This is a genomic window from Streptomyces erythrochromogenes (assembly GCF_040684695.1).
GTDB lineage: Bacteria > Actinomycetota > Actinomycetes > Streptomycetales > Streptomycetaceae > Streptomyces > Streptomyces erythrochromogenes_C.
Genome location: NZ_JBFBGM010000007.1, coordinates 92,256 through 107,579 on the forward strand (window position 1 = coordinate 92,256; position 15,324 = coordinate 107,579).

At 70.6% G+C, this 15,324-nt stretch carries 19 protein-coding genes; 1 reads left to right on the plus strand and 18 read right to left on the minus strand.

The window, feature by feature from the left end:
* Nucleotides 1-4: 4 nt before the first annotated feature.
* The 5 genes from AB0O53_RS13725 to AB0O53_RS13745 form a co-directional block, all read right to left on the minus strand.
* Complete coding sequence (locus tag AB0O53_RS13725) at nucleotides 5-1,051, minus strand: ABC transporter ATP-binding protein (protein WP_350987707.1); 1,047 nt, start codon at nucleotides 1,049-1,051, stop codon at nucleotides 5-7.
* Nucleotides 1,051-2,667, minus strand: coding sequence for an ABC transporter permease (locus AB0O53_RS13730; protein WP_365195715.1), 1,617 nt, complete (start codon nucleotides 2,665-2,667; stop codon nucleotides 1,051-1,053). Before AB0O53_RS13730 ends, AB0O53_RS13725 begins: the two co-directional genes overlap by 1 nt.
* Nucleotides 2,668-2,780: 113 nt before the next feature.
* The gene (locus AB0O53_RS13735; protein ID WP_365195319.1) at nucleotides 2,781-3,818 is read right to left on the minus strand and encodes a thiamine ABC transporter substrate-binding protein; all 1,038 of its coding nucleotides are present in this window, start codon (nucleotides 3,816-3,818) and stop codon (nucleotides 2,781-2,783) included.
* Between the two features lie 807 nt (nucleotides 3,819-4,625).
* Nucleotides 4,626-5,147 (minus strand): NUDIX domain-containing protein, encoded by a 522-nt coding sequence (locus tag AB0O53_RS13740; RefSeq protein WP_365195321.1) that lies wholly within the window; start codon nucleotides 5,145-5,147, stop codon nucleotides 4,626-4,628.
* 62 nt (nucleotides 5,148-5,209) lie between these two features.
* A complete protein-coding gene (locus AB0O53_RS13745; RefSeq protein WP_365195323.1) occupies nucleotides 5,210-5,935 on the minus strand; it encodes an LbetaH domain-containing protein in 726 nt (241 codons plus the stop codon).
* A gap of 414 nt (nucleotides 5,936-6,349) precedes the next feature.
* Between AB0O53_RS13745 and AB0O53_RS13750 the strand changes: the two genes are divergently transcribed.
* The gene (locus AB0O53_RS13750; protein ID WP_365195326.1) at nucleotides 6,350-7,117 is read left to right on the plus strand and encodes a PIG-L deacetylase family protein; all 768 of its coding nucleotides are present in this window, start codon (nucleotides 6,350-6,352) and stop codon (nucleotides 7,115-7,117) included.
* Nucleotides 7,118-7,503: 386 nt separating this feature from the next.
* Here AB0O53_RS13750 and AB0O53_RS13755 read toward each other — a convergent pair whose 3' ends face one another.
* The 13 genes from AB0O53_RS13755 to AB0O53_RS13815 form a co-directional block, all read right to left on the minus strand.
* Complete coding sequence (locus AB0O53_RS13755) at nucleotides 7,504-7,809, minus strand: hypothetical protein (protein WP_365195329.1); 306 nt, start codon at nucleotides 7,807-7,809, stop codon at nucleotides 7,504-7,506.
* 137 nt (nucleotides 7,810-7,946) lie between these two features.
* The gene (locus AB0O53_RS13760; RefSeq protein ID WP_365195332.1) at nucleotides 7,947-8,378 is read right to left on the minus strand and encodes a hypothetical protein; all 432 of its coding nucleotides are present in this window, start codon (nucleotides 8,376-8,378) and stop codon (nucleotides 7,947-7,949) included.
* A gap of 186 nt (nucleotides 8,379-8,564) precedes the next feature.
* Complete coding sequence (locus AB0O53_RS13765) at nucleotides 8,565-9,062, minus strand: DUF6573 family protein (protein WP_365195334.1); 498 nt, start codon at nucleotides 9,060-9,062, stop codon at nucleotides 8,565-8,567.
* 92 nt (nucleotides 9,063-9,154) lie between these two features.
* On the minus strand, nucleotides 9,155-9,655 hold the full coding sequence (locus tag AB0O53_RS13770; protein ID WP_365195337.1) for a hypothetical protein: 501 nt from the start codon (nucleotides 9,653-9,655) through the stop codon (nucleotides 9,155-9,157).
* A 131-nt stretch (nucleotides 9,656-9,786) separates the two neighbouring features.
* Nucleotides 9,787-10,041 carry a hypothetical protein gene (locus AB0O53_RS13775; protein ID WP_365195339.1) on the minus strand — a complete coding sequence of 85 codons (255 nt, stop codon included), beginning with the start codon at nucleotides 10,039-10,041 and terminating at the stop codon, nucleotides 9,787-9,789.
* Nucleotides 10,042-10,370: 329 nt separating this feature from the next.
* Nucleotides 10,371-10,919: a hypothetical protein gene (locus tag AB0O53_RS13780; protein ID WP_365195342.1), complete on the minus strand. Its 549-nt coding sequence runs from the start codon at nucleotides 10,917-10,919 to the stop codon at nucleotides 10,371-10,373.
* Nucleotides 10,916-11,182 (minus strand): hypothetical protein, encoded by a 267-nt coding sequence (locus tag AB0O53_RS13785; protein WP_365195345.1) that lies wholly within the window; start codon nucleotides 11,180-11,182, stop codon nucleotides 10,916-10,918. The genes AB0O53_RS13780 and AB0O53_RS13785 overlap by 4 nt, the downstream gene beginning before the upstream one ends.
* A 65-nt stretch (nucleotides 11,183-11,247) precedes the next feature.
* Nucleotides 11,248-11,619: a DUF3846 domain-containing protein gene (locus AB0O53_RS13790; protein WP_365195348.1), complete on the minus strand. Its 372-nt coding sequence runs from the start codon at nucleotides 11,617-11,619 to the stop codon at nucleotides 11,248-11,250.
* A 393-nt stretch (nucleotides 11,620-12,012) separates the two neighbouring features.
* Nucleotides 12,013-12,222, minus strand: a complete 210-nt coding sequence (locus tag AB0O53_RS13795; RefSeq protein WP_365195350.1) for a hypothetical protein — start codon at nucleotides 12,220-12,222, stop codon at nucleotides 12,013-12,015.
* A gap of 53 nt (nucleotides 12,223-12,275) precedes the next feature.
* Nucleotides 12,276-12,935 (minus strand): hypothetical protein, encoded by a 660-nt coding sequence (locus AB0O53_RS13800; RefSeq protein WP_365195353.1) that lies wholly within the window; start codon nucleotides 12,933-12,935, stop codon nucleotides 12,276-12,278.
* A 93-nt stretch (nucleotides 12,936-13,028) separates the two neighbouring features.
* Nucleotides 13,029-13,682: a hypothetical protein gene (locus AB0O53_RS13805; protein ID WP_365195355.1), complete on the minus strand. Its 654-nt coding sequence runs from the start codon at nucleotides 13,680-13,682 to the stop codon at nucleotides 13,029-13,031.
* Between the two features lie 196 nt (nucleotides 13,683-13,878).
* On the minus strand, nucleotides 13,879-14,844 hold the full coding sequence (locus tag AB0O53_RS13810) for a DUF6884 domain-containing protein (RefSeq protein WP_365195358.1): 966 nt from the start codon (nucleotides 14,842-14,844) through the stop codon (nucleotides 13,879-13,881).
* Nucleotides 14,845-14,949: 105 nt separating this feature from the next.
* A complete protein-coding gene (locus tag AB0O53_RS13815) occupies nucleotides 14,950-15,324 on the minus strand; it encodes a hypothetical protein (protein ID WP_365195360.1) in 375 nt (124 codons plus the stop codon).

Below are 15,324 nucleotides of genomic sequence, written 5' to 3' on the forward strand. Positions count from 1 at the left end.
GTACTCAGCCCTCCCCCGGCTCCGGCGGGAGGACGACGACCTCGGCGGGGGTGAAGGCCACGGCGACCCGGTCGCCCACGGCCGGAGCCCCCGCCAGGCCGCACTCCGCCTCCAGGGCGGGGCCGCTCTCGGGCCGCAGCAGCAGGGCGACGTGCGTGCCGCGGAAGGTCCGGGACACCACCTCGCAGCGCAGGCCGGCCTCGCGGAGCACCACGCCCGCCGGGCGGACCAGCAGCCGCTGCCGCCCCTCGGCGGAGCCGGCGGGGACCGGTACCTCGCCCCACGCGGTCGCGGCGACCTGGCCCGTCACCGTCGCCGGGACCACGTTCTCGAAGCCGAGGAAGCGCGCCACGAACTCCGAGGCGGGCCGCTGCCACACCTCCAGCGGGGTCCCGGCCTGCGCGATCCGGCCGTCCTTCATCACCACGACCCGGTCGGCCAGGGCGAAGGCCTCCCCCTGGTCGTGGGTGACGGCCAGGACCGTCGTCCCCAACTGCGAGAACAGCCCCCGCAGCTCGACCACGAGCCGCTCCCGCAGCCCCCGGTCCAGTTGCCCGAGCGGCTCGTCGAGCATGAGCAGCCGCGGCGACGGCGCCAGGGCCCGGGCCAGCGCCACCCGCTGCTGCTCGCCGCCGGACAGGGAGGCCACGGCCCGGCCCTGGGCCCCGGGGAGGCCGACGAGTTCGAGCAGCTCCGCGACCCGGCCGGCATGCGCTGCGCGCCCCGCGCCGTGCCCGCCGCCGCGCATCCGCAGGCCGAAGGAGACGTTCGCGCCGACGTCGCGGTGCGGGAAGAGCTGGTGGTCCTGGAACATCAGGCCCACGCCCCGCCGGTGCACGGGTACGGCGGCCTGGTCGGCGCCGTCCAGCAGCACCCGTCCCCCGGAGACCGGCTGGAGCCCGGCGACCACCCGCAGCAGCGTGGACTTCCCGCTGCCGCTCGGGCCCAGGACGCACACGGTCTCGTGCTCGGCCACCGCCAGGTCCACGGAGTCGACGACCGCGCGCTCGCCGAAGCGGACCGACACCCCTTCCAGCTGAAGCAGCGTCATCAGAACTCTCCGGAGGTCTTGTCGGGTCGCAGTCGCTCCAGCAGCAGCAGGGACACCGCGCACACCAGCATCAGGATCGTGCTCAGGGCCATCGCCTGCCCGTAGTTCAGCTCGCCGGCCCGTCCCAGCAGCCGCGCCACGGCGACCGGGAGCGTCGGCCGGTCCGGTCGGGCGATGAAGACGGTCGCGCCGAACTCCCCCAGCGACACGGCGAAGGCGAACCCGGCCGCGATCAGCAGCGCCCGCCGCACCAGCGGGAGGTCCACCTCCCGCCAGGCGCGCAGCGGTGACGCGCCGAGCACGGCGGCGGCCTCCCGCAGCCGCCCGTCCACCGCGCGCAGGACCGGCAGCATGGTCCGTACGACGAAGGGCACGCCCACCAGGGCCTGCGCCAGCGGCACCAGGATCCACGAGGTCCGCAGGTCCAGGGGCGGCTCGTCGAGCGTGATCAGGAAGCCGAAGCCGACGGTCACGGCGGACACCCCCAGCGGGAGCATCAGCATCGCGTCGAAGCCGCGTACGAAGCGGCCCCCGCGCCGGGTCAGCGCCGCGGCCGCCAGTCCCCCGACGAGCAGGGCGATCGCGGTGGCGGCGAGCGCGTACTGCAGGGAGTTCCAGATCGCCTCCAGCGGCGGCACCAGGAAGGACCCGCCACCGGCGCCGGCGTCCTGCAGGGCCCGGTAGAAGCCGAGGCCGTAGCCGCCGGGGGTGTCGAAGGACCGCTCGACCAGCACGGCCAGCGGGGCCACGATCAGCAGCCCGATGGTGAGCAGGACACCGCCCAGCAGGGTGCGCTGTGCCCAGCCGCGCGGCCGGTGCGTGGTGCGGCCGGGGTCGACGAGGCGCAGGGCGGTCTCGCGCCGGCGCACGGTCCAGGCGTGCAGGGCGAGGATCGCGCCGATCGCGGCGAACTGCACCATCGTCAGCACGGCGGCCGTCGACAGGTCCAGCAGCTGCGCGGTCTGCCGGTAGACCTCCACCTCCAGGGTGGAGTAGGCGGGTCCGCCCAGGATCAGCACGACGCCGAAGGAGCTGAAGGTGAAGAGGAACACCATCAGGGAGGCGGCGGCCACGGCCGGGGCCAGCGCGGGCAGCGTCACCCGCCGCCAGGCGGCGAACCGGCCGGCGCCCAGCACCCGGGCGGCCTCCTCCTGGCGCGGGTCGAGCTGGGCCCACAGGCCGCCGACCGTGCGGACGATGACGGCGTAGTTGAAGAAGACGTGGGCGAGCAGGATCGCCCAGACGGTGGTGTCGAGGCGGACGCCCGCCGTCTCGTCCAGGAGCCCGCCGCGCCCGAGCAGCGCGAGGAAGGCGGTGCCCACGACCACGGTCGGGAGCACGAAGGGGACGGTCACCACCGCCCGCAGCAGCTGCTTGCCCGGGAACTCGAAGCGCGCGAAGACGTAGGCGCCGGGGAGTGCGAACAGCAGGGTGAGCACGGTGGAGGCGAGCGCCTGCCAGGTGGTGAACCACAGCACGTCGGCGATGTCGGGCCGGGTCAGCACCTCGCCGATCCGGCCGAACTGCCATCCGGTGTCGGTCTTGAGGCCGCGGCCGACGATCGCCGCGACGGGGTAGGCGAAGAACAGCCCGAAGAAGACGAGGGGGACGGCCATCAGGGCGAGGCGGACGGCGGTGGCCCGCCCGCTCTCGCCCTGTCCGGGTACCCGCCCCGGTCCGGGGACCGGGGCGGCGTCGTGCGACGCCGCACCCGGCTCCTTCGTACCGCTTACTTCACGACGAGCGTGGTCCATGCCTTGACCCACTGCTCACGGTTCTTGGCGATGGCCTCCGGAGTGACGTTCTCCGGCTTCTCGACCACCACACCGTGCTTGGTGAACAGCTCCGGCAGCGCGGCGTCCTTGGTCACGGGGTTCACGAACATCTGGAGGGGCATGTCCTCCTGGAACTTCTTGCCGATCAGGAAGTCGACGAGGGCCTTGCCGCCCTCCTCGTTCTTCGCGCCCTTGAGCAGACCGGCGAACTCGATCTGGCGGAAGCAGGTGCCGGTGGCGACGCCCGTGGGCGCCTCGGCCGGCTGCGGCTCGCCGTAGAGCACCTCGACCGGCGGGCTGGAGGCGTAGGAGACGACCAGCGGGCGGTCGCCCTTGGCCTTCTTGCCGCCGGCGGAGCCGGAGAAGCGCTCGTTGTAGGCCTGCTCCCAGCCGTCGACGACCTCGACGCCGTTGGCCTTCAGCTTGGTCCAGTAGTCCTTCCAGCCCTCCTCGCCGTACTTGCCGACGGAGGCGAGCATGAAGCCGAGGCCGGGAGAGGAGGTCGCGGCGTTCTCGACCACCAGCAGGTTCTTGTACTCCGGCTTGGTGAGGTCGTCCAGCGTCTGCGGCGGGGCGATCTTCTTGTCGGCGAAGTACGCCTTGTCGTAGTTGACGCAGATGTCGCCGGAGTCGATCGGGGTGACCCGGTGCTCCTTGTCGAGCACGTACTCGGGCTTGACGTCGGCCAGGCCCTTGGCCTCGTACGGGGTGAAGATGCCGTTGTCGAGGGCGCGCGAGAGCAGGGTGTTGTCGACGCCGAAGAAGACGTCGCCGCGCGGGGAGCCCTTGGTGAGGATCTCCTGGTTCAGGGCGGCGCCGGCGTCGCCGGACTTCAGCACCTTGACGGTGTAGCCGCTCTGCTGCTCGAACTCCTTGAGCACCGCTTCGGTCACGTTGAAGGAGTCGTGGGAGACGAGCGTGACGGTCTTGGACTTCGGGGCGTCGCTGGTGCCCGCGGTCTTTGTTGGGCGGGTTGTATTGCCTTTCGGCAATTCCCGGTTGGCGGGTTTTGGAAGCCTTTTCAGGCTTTTTGGGTGATCCCACGTTGTGGGATTTGATGGGGTGTTGGTTGTGGGGTGGGGGCCCGCCTGTCGGCGGGTGGGGTGGTGGGTGGTGTGGGCTCCTTCGGAGCTTTGGGGGTGTGGGGGTGTTTTGTTGTGGGGGTGTGGCTAGGGTCTGGGGTTTGGTGTCATGTGTGGTGGCTGGTTGGGGGGTTGCTGGGGGTTCTGGGTGGGGGTGTGGGCCCCTGTCGGGGCCTGTGGGGGTGGGAGAGAGTGTGTGGGGGTGTCCGGGGGGGGCGGGGGTGTGGGGCGGGAGGGTTCGGGTGGGGGTGCGGGCGGGTTTTCCTGAGGGGGTTTCAGCGCCCTTCCGGGCGCCATGCCGGGGGCTGGTGTCTTCACGGGCGGCCGGGTTTACGGGAGCGGGTGCGCGGATGAATTCCGGGGCGGCCTTACGGCCTAATTACCGGCGCCTTGAATTCCCTCAGAACGCCCGGGATGCGTCACTCCGATATCTCCGACAGTGTGTCACGGACGGACCGTTACAACCTCTGAACCTGATGACACGTCAGAGAATAGTGAAGGGAATTCATCCCGCCCGGGAACGAAAAGAAAGCCACCCAGAAAAAGAAAAAGGAGGCCATTCCGGGCCTCCTTAATCACGGCTATCACGCCGTCAGAACACCCCGACACCAACTGGATTCGGGCACGTTGTGCCTGCCCTTCTCGGACGGCTCGGAGTCTCCACCGGCCCTCCGGCGTAGGCCCTCAGCCGCCCGCAGGACGACTGAGGGCCATGGGTCAGCTGCTCGGGGTGGTTGCTGCCGTGTCGTGGGTTTCGATGTAGCTGTATCCCGCGTGGGGGCGCGCGGCGTGGGCGGCTTTGAGCCTGGCATAGTTCGCAGGGATCATCTCCGCTTCCCAGTCGGCCAGGGTCCGCACGGCCCATCCGTCGTGCTCATCGGCGTCCAACGTGATGGTGTCGAGCTCGTCGGTGTGAAGGGTGCCGCCATCGAAGATGAACCCGATCCTCGGAACGCTCCACGCAGCGTCGATGGTGGCGAAGTGGGTGAGAAGAAGCGGGCGGGGGCCCGCGATGACGATGCCGGTTTCTTCCCGGACTTCGCGCGCGGCGGTCTCCCAGGGCGTCTCACCTTCGTCCATGACGCCGCCGGGGATCTGCCACACCTCACCCCGGTGGGGAGAGCGCAGGCACAGGGCCCGGTCCTCGGTGTCGGTGAAGAACACCGAGGCGTAGACGATCGCCTTGGGAGCCTGCTGGATGTACTCGTGGCGGGGAAGCCACGTGGTGGGACGGGACACGAGATGGTTCCTTTCCGTTGAAGGGGGCGGAGAGGCATAGCTGCCTCTCCGCCCAGAGGGGGTCAGCGAACCTGGCTGCCAGCGGGGAAGAACCCGCCCACCTGTCCGCGCGGGTAGAGGATGGTGCGGGGACCGATCAGGGTCCCGGGCTGGAGGATCGCGCCCGCCGGGATGGCGGTGTCGTCGGCCACGACCGAGCCGAACTTCGTCTGTCCGGTGCCGATGCGCCGGTCGCCGAGGAGCACGGTGATCTCCTTTGTCGCGGGCTCGGTAACCCGGCCGCCGTTCACGCGCAGAGCTGTGGTCGAGACCAACGCGCCCACGTTCACGTGACGGCCCAGCACCGAGTCCCCGACAAACGAAACGTGCTTCATCCGCACATCGGACACCAGCAGCGAACGAGCGATCTCCGCCCCCCACCCGATGTGGCAGTTCGGCCCGATGACCGAGTGATCACGGACGCGCGCGCCCATGGCGATCACCGAGCCGGGCCCTACGTACACGGGACCGTCAACCATCGCGCCTGCCTCGATGACAGCACCCTCGCCCACGATCACGTCACCGCGCACCATCGCGCCGGGCTCGATGGTCCCTCCCTCGATACTGGGTGTGCCGTTGGTCAGCAGCGCCGCCATCGCGGGCTTGATCTCGAACACGGTCGCGCAGCTGGCCAGCAGGCCCCGGACGAACGGGTCCTCGACCCCCGCCACGTCGATGAAATACCCGGGGGCAGTCCCGGTAGAGACCTGATCCGAACCCTCGCCCGGCTTCGGCTGAGTGGTCATCATGAACTCCTCTGAGAGTGGGTGTTCTCGGTTTCGCTGGCCGACTGCCACCGCCGACCAACAAGATAACTATAGCATGCATTCATCACTCGCGAGGGTGTCGGAGACCCTTTTCCAGAAGTGATTTCCCGAGGTGAACGGACCACGAGGCTCAGCGCCTTGACCCCGCCTCCCGCTCGCCGCAGCGTGCGCAGCACTCGGCCCGGGCCGAGCATGCGGCCAGAGCAAGCGACAAGACATACGAGGAGCCGCTGGAGCACCCAGACCCTGCAGCACCGCGCCCCGATCACCCCAACCCCGGACAAGATGATGGAACAGCAAGCCACACCCGGGGCAGCAGGCAGGGGCCTGCGAGCAGCGCGCCCGGAAGGGCCAGCTGGCTATGATCCGAGCTCCCAGACGGAAGGCGCCCCGACGATGCCCCTACCGAGCCTGCTTGCGGTCTACGCCCACCCCGACGACGAATCGCTGTGGTCGGGCGGCGTCCTCGCCCAACACGCCGCCGCCGGCGCCCGAACCGCTGTCATCACCGCCACCTGGGGCGCCGACACCCCACGCGCCGCGGAACTGGCCAACGCACTCGAAATCCTCGGTGCCGGCAAACCCCGGATGCTCGGCTACGCTGACGCGCGGGCACCAGAGTCAGCCCCCGGCCGGTTGCGGCTCTGCGACGCTCCCCTTGACCAGGCAGTGCGGGACCTGGTCGCGCACTTACGGGACTTCCGCCCGGAGATCGTCGTCACTCACGACGCGTACGGAGGACTGACCGGCCACCCCGACCACCTCCACACCCACCGGATCACCGCGCTCGCAGTCCACGCAGCCGGCCTCGGACTCCTCTACCCAGGTACCGGCGCTCCCTGGTCTCCCAGCGCCCTCTACCTGGCCACCCACCCCTACTCAGCCGCACAACAGCTGAGCAGGCACCTGACCACCCCGGGCAGAACCATCTACGGCGTCCCCGACAACCAGATCACCGCCACCATCGACGTATCCCCATGGCTCGAACAGAAAACCGCCGCCATCCTCGCCCACCACACCGAAGTCCAACGAGGCGCCATCCCTGGACTCATCGCTGGCCTACCGTCAAGCGCCCGCGAACAGGTCCTCACCACCGAGTACTACACCCGCCACAACCCCACCCCCACCACCAACAATGCGCCCCAAACAACACTCACCAAATAGACCGGTGACAACCAGCTGACTCGACGGGAGACGTCATTGACCAACAACCGCCCGAGGGCCCGGTTGACCGGCGGCGGGCCTACATGGGATCTGCGCAGCAAAACGCCGGCCCAGCGCACACCTCAGGGGCCAGTGCCGGAAACAGACGCCCTCATGGCCCTGAACGAGGCCCTTGTCGGCCTTCGCATCGCCTTCAAAGAGGGCGACTATCCCCGAGCTTGGACAATGCGACGCGAAGCCTGGCGCTACGCAGACCTGCTACCCCCCGGCAAAACCCGCCAGCAACGACGCGCACTCGGGCAATACAGGCAACTGCTCCTCGCCGCCCAACGGCTCAAGCGGAACAGGAAAGGGCAGAAGCCAGCATCGGACCGCTGACCTACCCCCTACCCCCAGTAGACCGGCAGGCTCCGCCCACACGCACCCTCGGCCAGCTCGTGCAGCTCCTCCAGCCGCTCCTGGATGTACCCCGCCCTGCGCCCACAGACGACGAAACGGCCTTCGGCCGTCGCCGGGCGTCCGGCATCCACCGGCACCAACGCCAGCGCCACCAACACCCTTCCAAGGAAGTCGCCAGCCTCCGCATCACCGGCCAACTCGTCGTACCCAAGCACACCCAGCACACGGGCCGCGTTGGCGTTGGCCATGTTGACTTCCTCGGAAGCAGAGTCAGCAAAGAAGGTGACAGACATTCGGGGGCTCCATCCCTCGCGGATACGGCATCGGCAGGCGGCTCGCCCGTACGCAGACCGGGCAGGACAGGGGCAGACAGGGTCAGGCCGGAGCGGCTCGGGGGCCGGGCAAGTGCCCGCGCCCCGGAGCCTCCGATTCAGACCGTCAGCCGGGGTGCGGCCATGTACTCCACGCCCCACTCCGGCGGGATCAGTTCGCCCGTCTCCGGGTCCGTGCAGTAGGCGCTGAAGGTCTCCGAGGCGCTGAGCGGCTTGGCGTAGAACTCCACCAGCTTCCAGCCCCTGACTTCGGAGGTCTGGTTGGGGAGGTGCGTGCGGATGACCGCGCCACCGCCCACTACGGCGGCCAGGGTGAGGATCTCCATGGCCATAAGGGCGTCGTCCGGGTCCAGGTCGCTCGTCTCTCCGTGGTTGTGGAACGGCACGGAGGCCGAGAGGGTGGCGCCGTTCGCGGATGCCGCGACGGCGAGGTGGTGACAGCCGTCCCCCACCGCGTTGACGAAGCCCATCACCAGCGCGGCGGAGCGCTCGATCTCGTACGGGGTCCGGTCCTGCGACGTGATTGTCATGCCGATTCCTCTCGGTCTGCTTCCGGTTCCTGGTCGGCTGCCACCACCGACCAATGAGACAACTATACTCTTTATTCATCATTTCCGGGAGGCTTTGTGGATCTTTTCCGAGGGAATTTCCGCACGTGGGTAGCGCTGCGAATGCGCGGCGCCCACCTCTTGCAGGGTGGGCGCCGCTTTCGCCGGTCAGTCCTCGCCGGGCAGGGAGATCGTGAGCACGGGCTCCATTTCGTCGCCGGGCCCGCACGTGACGAGCAGCCGGGCCTGCTCGCTTTCGTGGCTCTCTCCGTCGCGGGGGACGCGGTAGACCTCGACGGTGCTGGAGCTCCCGTCGCTCGAACGACTGATGGCGTAGTGGGTCATCCGAAGCACGTCCCAGAGGCGTCCCGACTCGTCCTGGTAGGTCTGCCGGTTGTCCTCTTCCGTCCAGGCGACACAGTCGGCCCACGCCGCCGCGGTGAGGGCCACGGGGACCGTGAACCCGGCCTCGCGGGCGATGTCGTCGCCGACGGCGACCAGGACCCCGTCGGCGAGGGCGCTGGCGCGGCTGTACGCATGGATGGCCTCCCCGAAGAGGTCCGTCACGGAAACGGCCGGCTGCTCCGGCTCGGGGGTCCAGCGCATCGCGTCGGGGCCCAAGCTGTCCCGGTTCGCTGCGCCATTGATGAGGGTCTTGTCAGTCATGGGCTGCCCGTGAGCGGTGTCCTCGGCGGCGGAGTGCCACTCCCCGCCGCCCTGCTCGGGGTGCAGCCGGGTGGCGGCACCCGGAGCAGGGGTCAGGCGTTGGCTTCGCGCGGGGCCAACTGCGCCAGCCATGCGCGGGTGAGTTCGTGCCCGTGGTGGGAGGGGCACACGATTGCCGATGCCCAGTCGGCGCCACGCGTGTGCACGAGGCGCACGAGGCCTTTGTCATGGGCGCCACAGGCAACACAGCGCAGCGTGCCGGGCTCGGCGTACTCAGGCATCGGCATGTACGCGTAGGGCGGCTGCTCGACTGCATCGATCAGGTGTCCGTTGTTCAGCGCGGGCAGGATCAAGTCGTAGATCCGGTCCCGGATCTCGTCTACGCGCTCGGCATCCTTGGAGCGCAGCAGGTAGTCGGGGAGCATGCGTCTCAGGGCGCGCGGCAGGATTTCGGCCTCGGCCCGGTCGGCGAGCTCGCGCAGGACTTCGGGGCTCATCGTCCTGGCGCCGCAGGAGGCGTCCAGCACGGCGCGGAGCGCGGCTTCGGCCAGAAAGAGTCCGTCCACGGTCAGGGGGTAGTCGGTGTGGGACACGAGGGCTCCAGGTGAGTTCGTGCAAATGGGAGGGGTGTGCGGCCAGCTGGGACGTCTCCACCGGCCTTCGGGGCGGTGGCTCCCGGGGCGAGGGCGCGGCCGGGTGGCTGCGCCCCCGTCCCAGGGAGGGGTCAGGCGTTGGCGGCCGACCGGGTGATGGACTCGCGGCGCACGTGGTGCACCTTGCACGCGTACGGGTCGTCGGCGAAGGGGTCGACGAGGCGGTAGCGGACGTCGTCGATGCCGAGGTAGTCGGACACACCGCAGTCGAGGCAGTCGCACGGCTGGGCCAGGTAGAGGCCGTGGTGCTCAGGCTTGCTGCCGTGGTAGAGGACCAGGTCGCCGGGCTCGACGAGGTCGAGGGTGCGGAGCAGGGTGTCAGACATGGCTGTCTCCTCGGGGCTGTGCGTGGATTCGGTTTGTGATCGACTGCCACCGCCGACCAACAAGACAACCATAACACACATGCATCACTATTCGGTGCCCTCATCAGCCCGCCCACCTGGGTGAATTGGCGGCCGCCCGCCTTTCGCCGGCGGCGAGGGAGCCGGCGGCGCTTCTCCCGTCGTCGGCGCGGGCTGGACCATGCCGCGGCCGGCACGAAGGGTGCGGGAGGAAGTCCGGCACGTGCCGCCCGGTACCGCTGCCGACCGGAACACGAGTGCGCCCCCATCGTGCGGCAGGGGCACGGTGGGGGCGCAGGGTGGGAGGGCGCCTAGCCGGGCGTGACGGTGGCGCGTACGGCCGCGACGGCGGCGGCGGTGTCGGCGGCCAGGTCGGTGGAGTGCGAGTCGTAGAGGACGGTGAACTCGACGCCGTCCGCGTCGTAGACGCAGGCGAGCCAACCGGCGTGATCGGTCAGCGGGTAGTCCACCTCGGACTCGTGCCCGTCCTGGCCGGTGAGCAGGACCTCGCAGCCGTCGGGGGTGGGGACGGCGATCCAGGAGCAGCCGGAGCCCGGGTGGGCGCCCCCGGTGGCTTCGATGCCCGCTTCGGCCAGCATCCGCTGGAGGTACTCCCCGGCGGTGTCTTCCTCGGCGTAGCCGAAGTCGCGGCAGAAGGCGTAGGCCAGGTCCGCGGCGGTGTCCGGGTCGGGGGCCTTGAACTCCTCGGCCCACCGGGTGAAGTCCTCCTCGCTGGTGGCCAGCAGCGCGACCTGGTCGGCGAGGGTGCCCGCGACCACGGCCGCGATGAGCAGCTCCGTGCGTTCGACGTCGAGGGTCAGGCCGATGACGGTGTACGTCTGCGTCTCGGTGGCGGTCATGCGATCAGCCGGAAGCTCGCGGCGTCGACCGCCTGGGCGCCCAGGTCTCCGAGGAAGGCGGCGACGACGTAGGCGCCGTTGTCGCCTCCCCAGAGGGTCTCGGGGATCTCGCCGTCCTCTTCGGCGCGCCACGGGAAGGCCTCCAGCACCGCGGCGGCCGCGTTCGCCTTGGCCTCCTCGAAATCAGCTCCCTCGGCGACGACCGCAAACGAATGGGCGAGATCCCAGACTTCGTACCAGTCTCCGATGATGGTGTATTTCACGGGTTTTCCTTTCGTCGAATTCGAGGGCCCCGGAATTCGGTTCCGGGGCCCGGGGTGACCTGCGTTTAGCGTCGCGGCCGGGGGACGTCGCGGTGACGGCTGAAGTAGCGGTCGACGAGCATGAGCGCCTGGTCCTCGGTGAGGCCGAGCAGCGCTCCGCCGCGCGTGGATCCGGTGAAGACGGCCACGCCACGGACCGGGGTGGGCTTGTCCTGGTAGCTGTGCAGGAGCTGGCGCGCGGGGGCGTTGACGGGGAGGCCGAGCGGGACGGCCAGCTCGTCGGTCCACATGATCAGCTGGGTGGTCAGGTCGGTGGAACGGACCTGGTCGGCGCCGAGCGCGTCCTGCGGGCAGGTGTCGGCGTCCCAGTCGAGCAGGCTGAATCCGCCGGTGGGCTGGACCAGCAGGGCATAGCCGTCCTGCAGGAGGGTGGGCATGGGGGTCCCCTTTCCTGGGAGTTGGTTTTCGGTGCGGGTCGGCTGCCACCGCCGACCCATGACTTAACTATACCAACTACACATCACTTTCGGAACGTCGCAGGCCTCTATTTCCCCTGTTCAGCGGCATGCCCGAGGGACGCCGGCGGCGTTCGCGCGCCCGCCGCCGGCCCGTCCTGGGTTCCAGGGCGCCGGCGCCGAAGCGGCCGACCGCGGGCAGGCGGCGGCCGCGGTGGAGGCTCCCCGGCCGGGCCGCCGGCGCGCGCCGGCGGTGTCCGCGGGCCTGGAGGGAACGCCCGGCTGCCTCCGCGGCCGGCGAGATGTCCTGCCGCCGGGCACGACTGCGCCCCGGCGCGGCTGGTGGGCCGTGCCGGGGCGCGAGGAGGTGCGGGGCTACGCGGTGAGCGTCCAGGGGCCGCTCAGCCGTGGCGGGCCCGGCTGGTGGGGGTTGAGATCGACGACCACGTCACCGTCGGCCGTGTGGACGGTGAAGACCGTGGCCCAGGACGCGGGGTCGCGCTGGAGAGCCAGCGCCGCGAAGGCGGCCTGTACGGGCGTCTCCGCGTCGATCTCGATGGTCCAGCTGATGCTGTACTCCGGCATGCGCTTCGCGCCTTCCTGGGCGCCCTCAGCGCCCGTATGCGGTCGTGGGAGGTCTAGGCGGCGAGGGTGAGTTCGACGCCGTCCAGGCTGCGCTCGTTGATGGTGACGCCGCTGACGGGGTCGAGGTCGTCGAGCCAGAGCTCCTCGTTCTCGGCGAGGTAGCCGTGGAGGGCGCTCGGGTTGTTGGCGATGTACGCGGGGAGACGGACCTCGGAGGTGAACTCGTACGTGACCTCCTCGGTCACGGTGAGGGCGAGACACACGGTCACTTCCAGGTCGTGGCCCTCGGGCTCGGGCGCGTCGGCGTTGACCACGAGGCACAGCAGGGCCGCCGTGTCCTCGTACGGGTCGGCCTGCGCCTGGGCGGCGTCGGGGAGTCGGCCGAACGGGTTGCCGAGGCGGTCGAGGTGGCGGAGGACCTGGAGCAGGGCCTGAGGGTCGCGCGGGTCGGTCCGGCCCCAGGCCGTGCGCAGTTCGGGGTCGGTGAGCTCGGGGAGGGTGTCCACGTCGTCGAAGTCGCACTGCGTGCCGCCGCCGGCGGTGCGGAGGCTGTCGAGGTGGAGTTCGCCGGAGCGGGGGTCTCTGCGCAGCACCAGGTAGGCGGCGTTCGGGTCCATGTCGGCGAGGGTGGCGGCGAGGGTTCGCGTGAGGCCCTGGGCCTGGTCCTGGGCGGCTTCGAGGGCGTTCTGGCAGTCCTGAAGGGTGGTGTGCATCGTGCCTCCTGAGGGGTGTGCGGGGGCCGGCGGTGCGGCCGGCCGTCGGCTGGGGAGCCCCTCCCCCGGCGGCGGGCCGGGGGAGGGGGCGGGTCAGGCGCTGAGGAGCTGGTTGCCGGTGCGCTGCCAGTACCCGGCGGGGGCGCGGTCCGCGCGGCACTGGTAGGTGCCGTAGGCGGTCATCGTGAACTCGTCGTCGCAGACCAGGATGCGGGCGTTCGGGATGAACTCCAGCGTCTTGCTGTCGGCGGGGAAGTCCTTGAAGCCCTGGAAGCGGTGGGGGGTGTTCAGGAACCAGTAGACGTCGCCGCGTTCCAGGTCGGTGTACCGGACGCTGACGGTGTCGCCGGGGTGGAGCTTGCACCAGGTGCGGACGCCGAGGTCGGCGCAGATGTCCTTGACCCGGCCGTAGAGGACGTCGAAGGCGTCCGGGGCGATGCCCAGGGCGCGGTCGGTCTCGCCGCTCGGGCCGGTGAAGTGGACGGGGCCCCGGACGTCGAGGCTGTCGAAGCCGTAGCGGGCGGCGAGGTGCTGCGCCACGGTGTTGGGAGCGCCCTGGTCGCCGGGGTGGTAGTGCATGTCCGTCTCGTCGTCGAGCGGGACGGTGGTGTACGCGCCGGGGCCGGAGAAGAGGCCGGTGAGCTCCCACTCGACGTGGGGGTCTCCGAAGGACCACGCAACGAGGTGGTCGGGGTGGAGCGTGCCGAAGCAGCTGAATTCGTGCGGGTGGTTGAAGTCCAGGGGCATGCGGTTCTCCAGGGTGTGTGGGTTTCCGGTCGTGGTCGACTGCCACCGTCGACCACAAGACAACTATACATCACATACATCATCTCCGGGAGGTCTTCGGCCCTGTTTTCGCTGCTCAGAGCCGTCCCCGTTGCCGCTCCCGATACGCAGAACTGGCCTCGCCCGTTACGGGCGAGGCCAGTTGGCTTGGCGGGGTTCAGGCCGTGGGCGCGGCCGCGGCGGTCAGCTGACGGAGGACTTCGAGCGGCCGCTCGGCTCGCGCCAGCCGGGCAAGGCGGGCGCGCTGCTCCCCGATGCCGCGGCAGCCGGCGAGCGGCTGCAGGGTGTCCGGGCGCAGCTGCGTGACGGCCTGGACGTAGGCGCGGCCGCCGAGGGCGACGACCGGCCGCGGGCCGGGCAGGACGCCGAGCTGCGCGGCCTGGGCGGCGAGCAGCTCGGCGGTGACGGAGCCGGGCTGGCCCATGCGCAGGTCGTACGGGAAGAGCGGTTCGTCGAGGGTGACGAAGCCGTGCTGCGCGGAGAGGACGACGACGTCGCCGGTGGCGCCGGCGAGGCGCTCGGCTGCCTGTCGGCACAGGAGGTGATAGCTGCCCCGGTAGAGGTCGCGGGCCGGCAGGGCTGTCCTGGTGGGCGTCTTGATGCCGCTGCACGGTACGACGATGACGGGCCCGAGCGGGCCGGGGGCCGTCGACCGGGGGGTCTCGCGTACGTCGAGGGCGGCGCCGGCGCTGCGGCTGCTGTTCACGGGGACGAGGCCTTCGTGTTCGGCCGGCTGCCACGGGTAGGGGTCACCGACGTGGCGGCGGGCCCAGGCCATCGCGCGGCCGGTGGCGGGGTCGAGGACGTCCCAGCCCGCGGCGGCGTACGCGCGCAGGTTGTCGTCCGTGTGGTCGGGCGCCTGGACAGCCCGGAGGTCGATCCGGGCGACCGCCTGGGCCACGGCGTCGGCGAGGGTGGCGGCGCAGCGCACGACGGCTTCGCGGGGCACCGGTGCGGTGCGTGGCATCAGCTGGTCGACGTGCCACTGCCGGCCGGTGCGGAAGGCCTCCAGGTGGGCGGCGGCGTGGCGGAATCGGTGGACCGTGCTGTAGGCGCCGGCCCGGTAGACGACTCGGCGGCAGGGGCGGGGCAGCTGGTCGGAGGGGACGGGGATGGTGGGCATACGGCACTCCTGGGATTGGGCGCGCGGTGGCGCTTCGGGGCCGGGGCGGCAGGGGGAGGCGGGGCGGCGGCCGGTGTCGGGCCGCCGCCCCGCCGGTGGGGTGGCTCAGCCGGTGGGCGGCAGGAACTGCCGGTCCGGCTCGATGCGCCAGGTCAGGCCCGGGAACAGGCGGCGGACCTGCCGTTCGGCCCAGGGTCGGACGGTGTCCCAGGCCTGCTGCGTCGGCTCATTGGCCCAGGTGTGCCAGCCCTCCGCGCAGTTGGCGGTCTGCTCGCCGAGCGCGGCCATGAGGGTTGCGGTGGAGATCTCCTCGGGCAGTTCCGCGTTGCTCTCGGTGGTCATGGCGTAGGCCTCGTAGAGGCGTTCGGCCAGGGTCTCGCCGTCGAGGTTGTGCACGGAGGTGACCTGGAGGACGGTGCCACGGCCGTCCGGGTCGAGGACCAGGCAGGTGGAGGGGTGGGGTGCGGTGTTGATGGGCAT

Bases quoted from the DNA above. Each gene is read 5' to 3' on its own strand.
- AB0O53_RS13795 (WP_365195350.1), bottom strand. From the start codon at position 12,222: ATGCCGGAGTACAGCATCAGCTGGACCATCGAGATCGACGCGGAGACG.
- AB0O53_RS13810 (WP_365195358.1), bottom strand. From the start codon at position 14,844: ATGCCCACCATCCCCGTCCCCTCCGACCAGCTGCCCCGCCCCTGCCGC.
- AB0O53_RS13815 (WP_365195360.1), bottom strand. From the start codon at position 15,324: ATGCCCATCAACACCGCACCCCACCCCTCCACCTGCCTGGTCCTCGAC.
- AB0O53_RS13790 (WP_365195348.1), bottom strand. From the start codon at position 11,619: ATGCCCACCCTCCTGCAGGACGGCTATGCCCTGCTGGTCCAGCCCACC.
- AB0O53_RS13775 (WP_365195339.1), bottom strand. From the start codon at position 10,041: ATGTCTGACACCCTGCTCCGCACCCTCGACCTCGTCGAGCCCGGCGAC.
- AB0O53_RS13760 (WP_365195332.1), bottom strand. From the start codon at position 8,378: ATGACAATCACGTCGCAGGACCGGACCCCGTACGAGATCGAGCGCTCC.
- AB0O53_RS13730 (WP_365195715.1), bottom strand. From the start codon at position 2,667: ATGGCCGTCCCCCTCGTCTTCTTCGGGCTGTTCTTCGCCTACCCCGTC.
- AB0O53_RS13755 (WP_365195329.1), bottom strand. From the start codon at position 7,809: ATGTCTGTCACCTTCTTTGCTGACTCTGCTTCCGAGGAAGTCAACATG.
- AB0O53_RS13725 (WP_350987707.1), bottom strand. From the start codon at position 1,051: ATGACGCTGCTTCAGCTGGAAGGGGTGTCGGTCCGCTTCGGCGAGCGC.
- AB0O53_RS13750 (WP_365195326.1), top strand. From the start codon at position 6,350: ATGCCCCTACCGAGCCTGCTTGCGGTCTACGCCCACCCCGACGACGAA.
- AB0O53_RS13805 (WP_365195355.1), bottom strand. From the start codon at position 13,682: ATGCCCCTGGACTTCAACCACCCGCACGAATTCAGCTGCTTCGGCACG.
- AB0O53_RS13800 (WP_365195353.1), bottom strand. From the start codon at position 12,935: ATGCACACCACCCTTCAGGACTGCCAGAACGCCCTCGAAGCCGCCCAG.
- AB0O53_RS13765 (WP_365195334.1), bottom strand. From the start codon at position 9,062: ATGACTGACAAGACCCTCATCAATGGCGCAGCGAACCGGGACAGCTTG.
- AB0O53_RS13780 (WP_365195342.1), bottom strand. From the start codon at position 10,919: ATGACCGCCACCGAGACGCAGACGTACACCGTCATCGGCCTGACCCTC.
- AB0O53_RS13745 (WP_365195323.1), bottom strand. From the start codon at position 5,935: ATGATGACCACTCAGCCGAAGCCGGGCGAGGGTTCGGATCAGGTCTCT.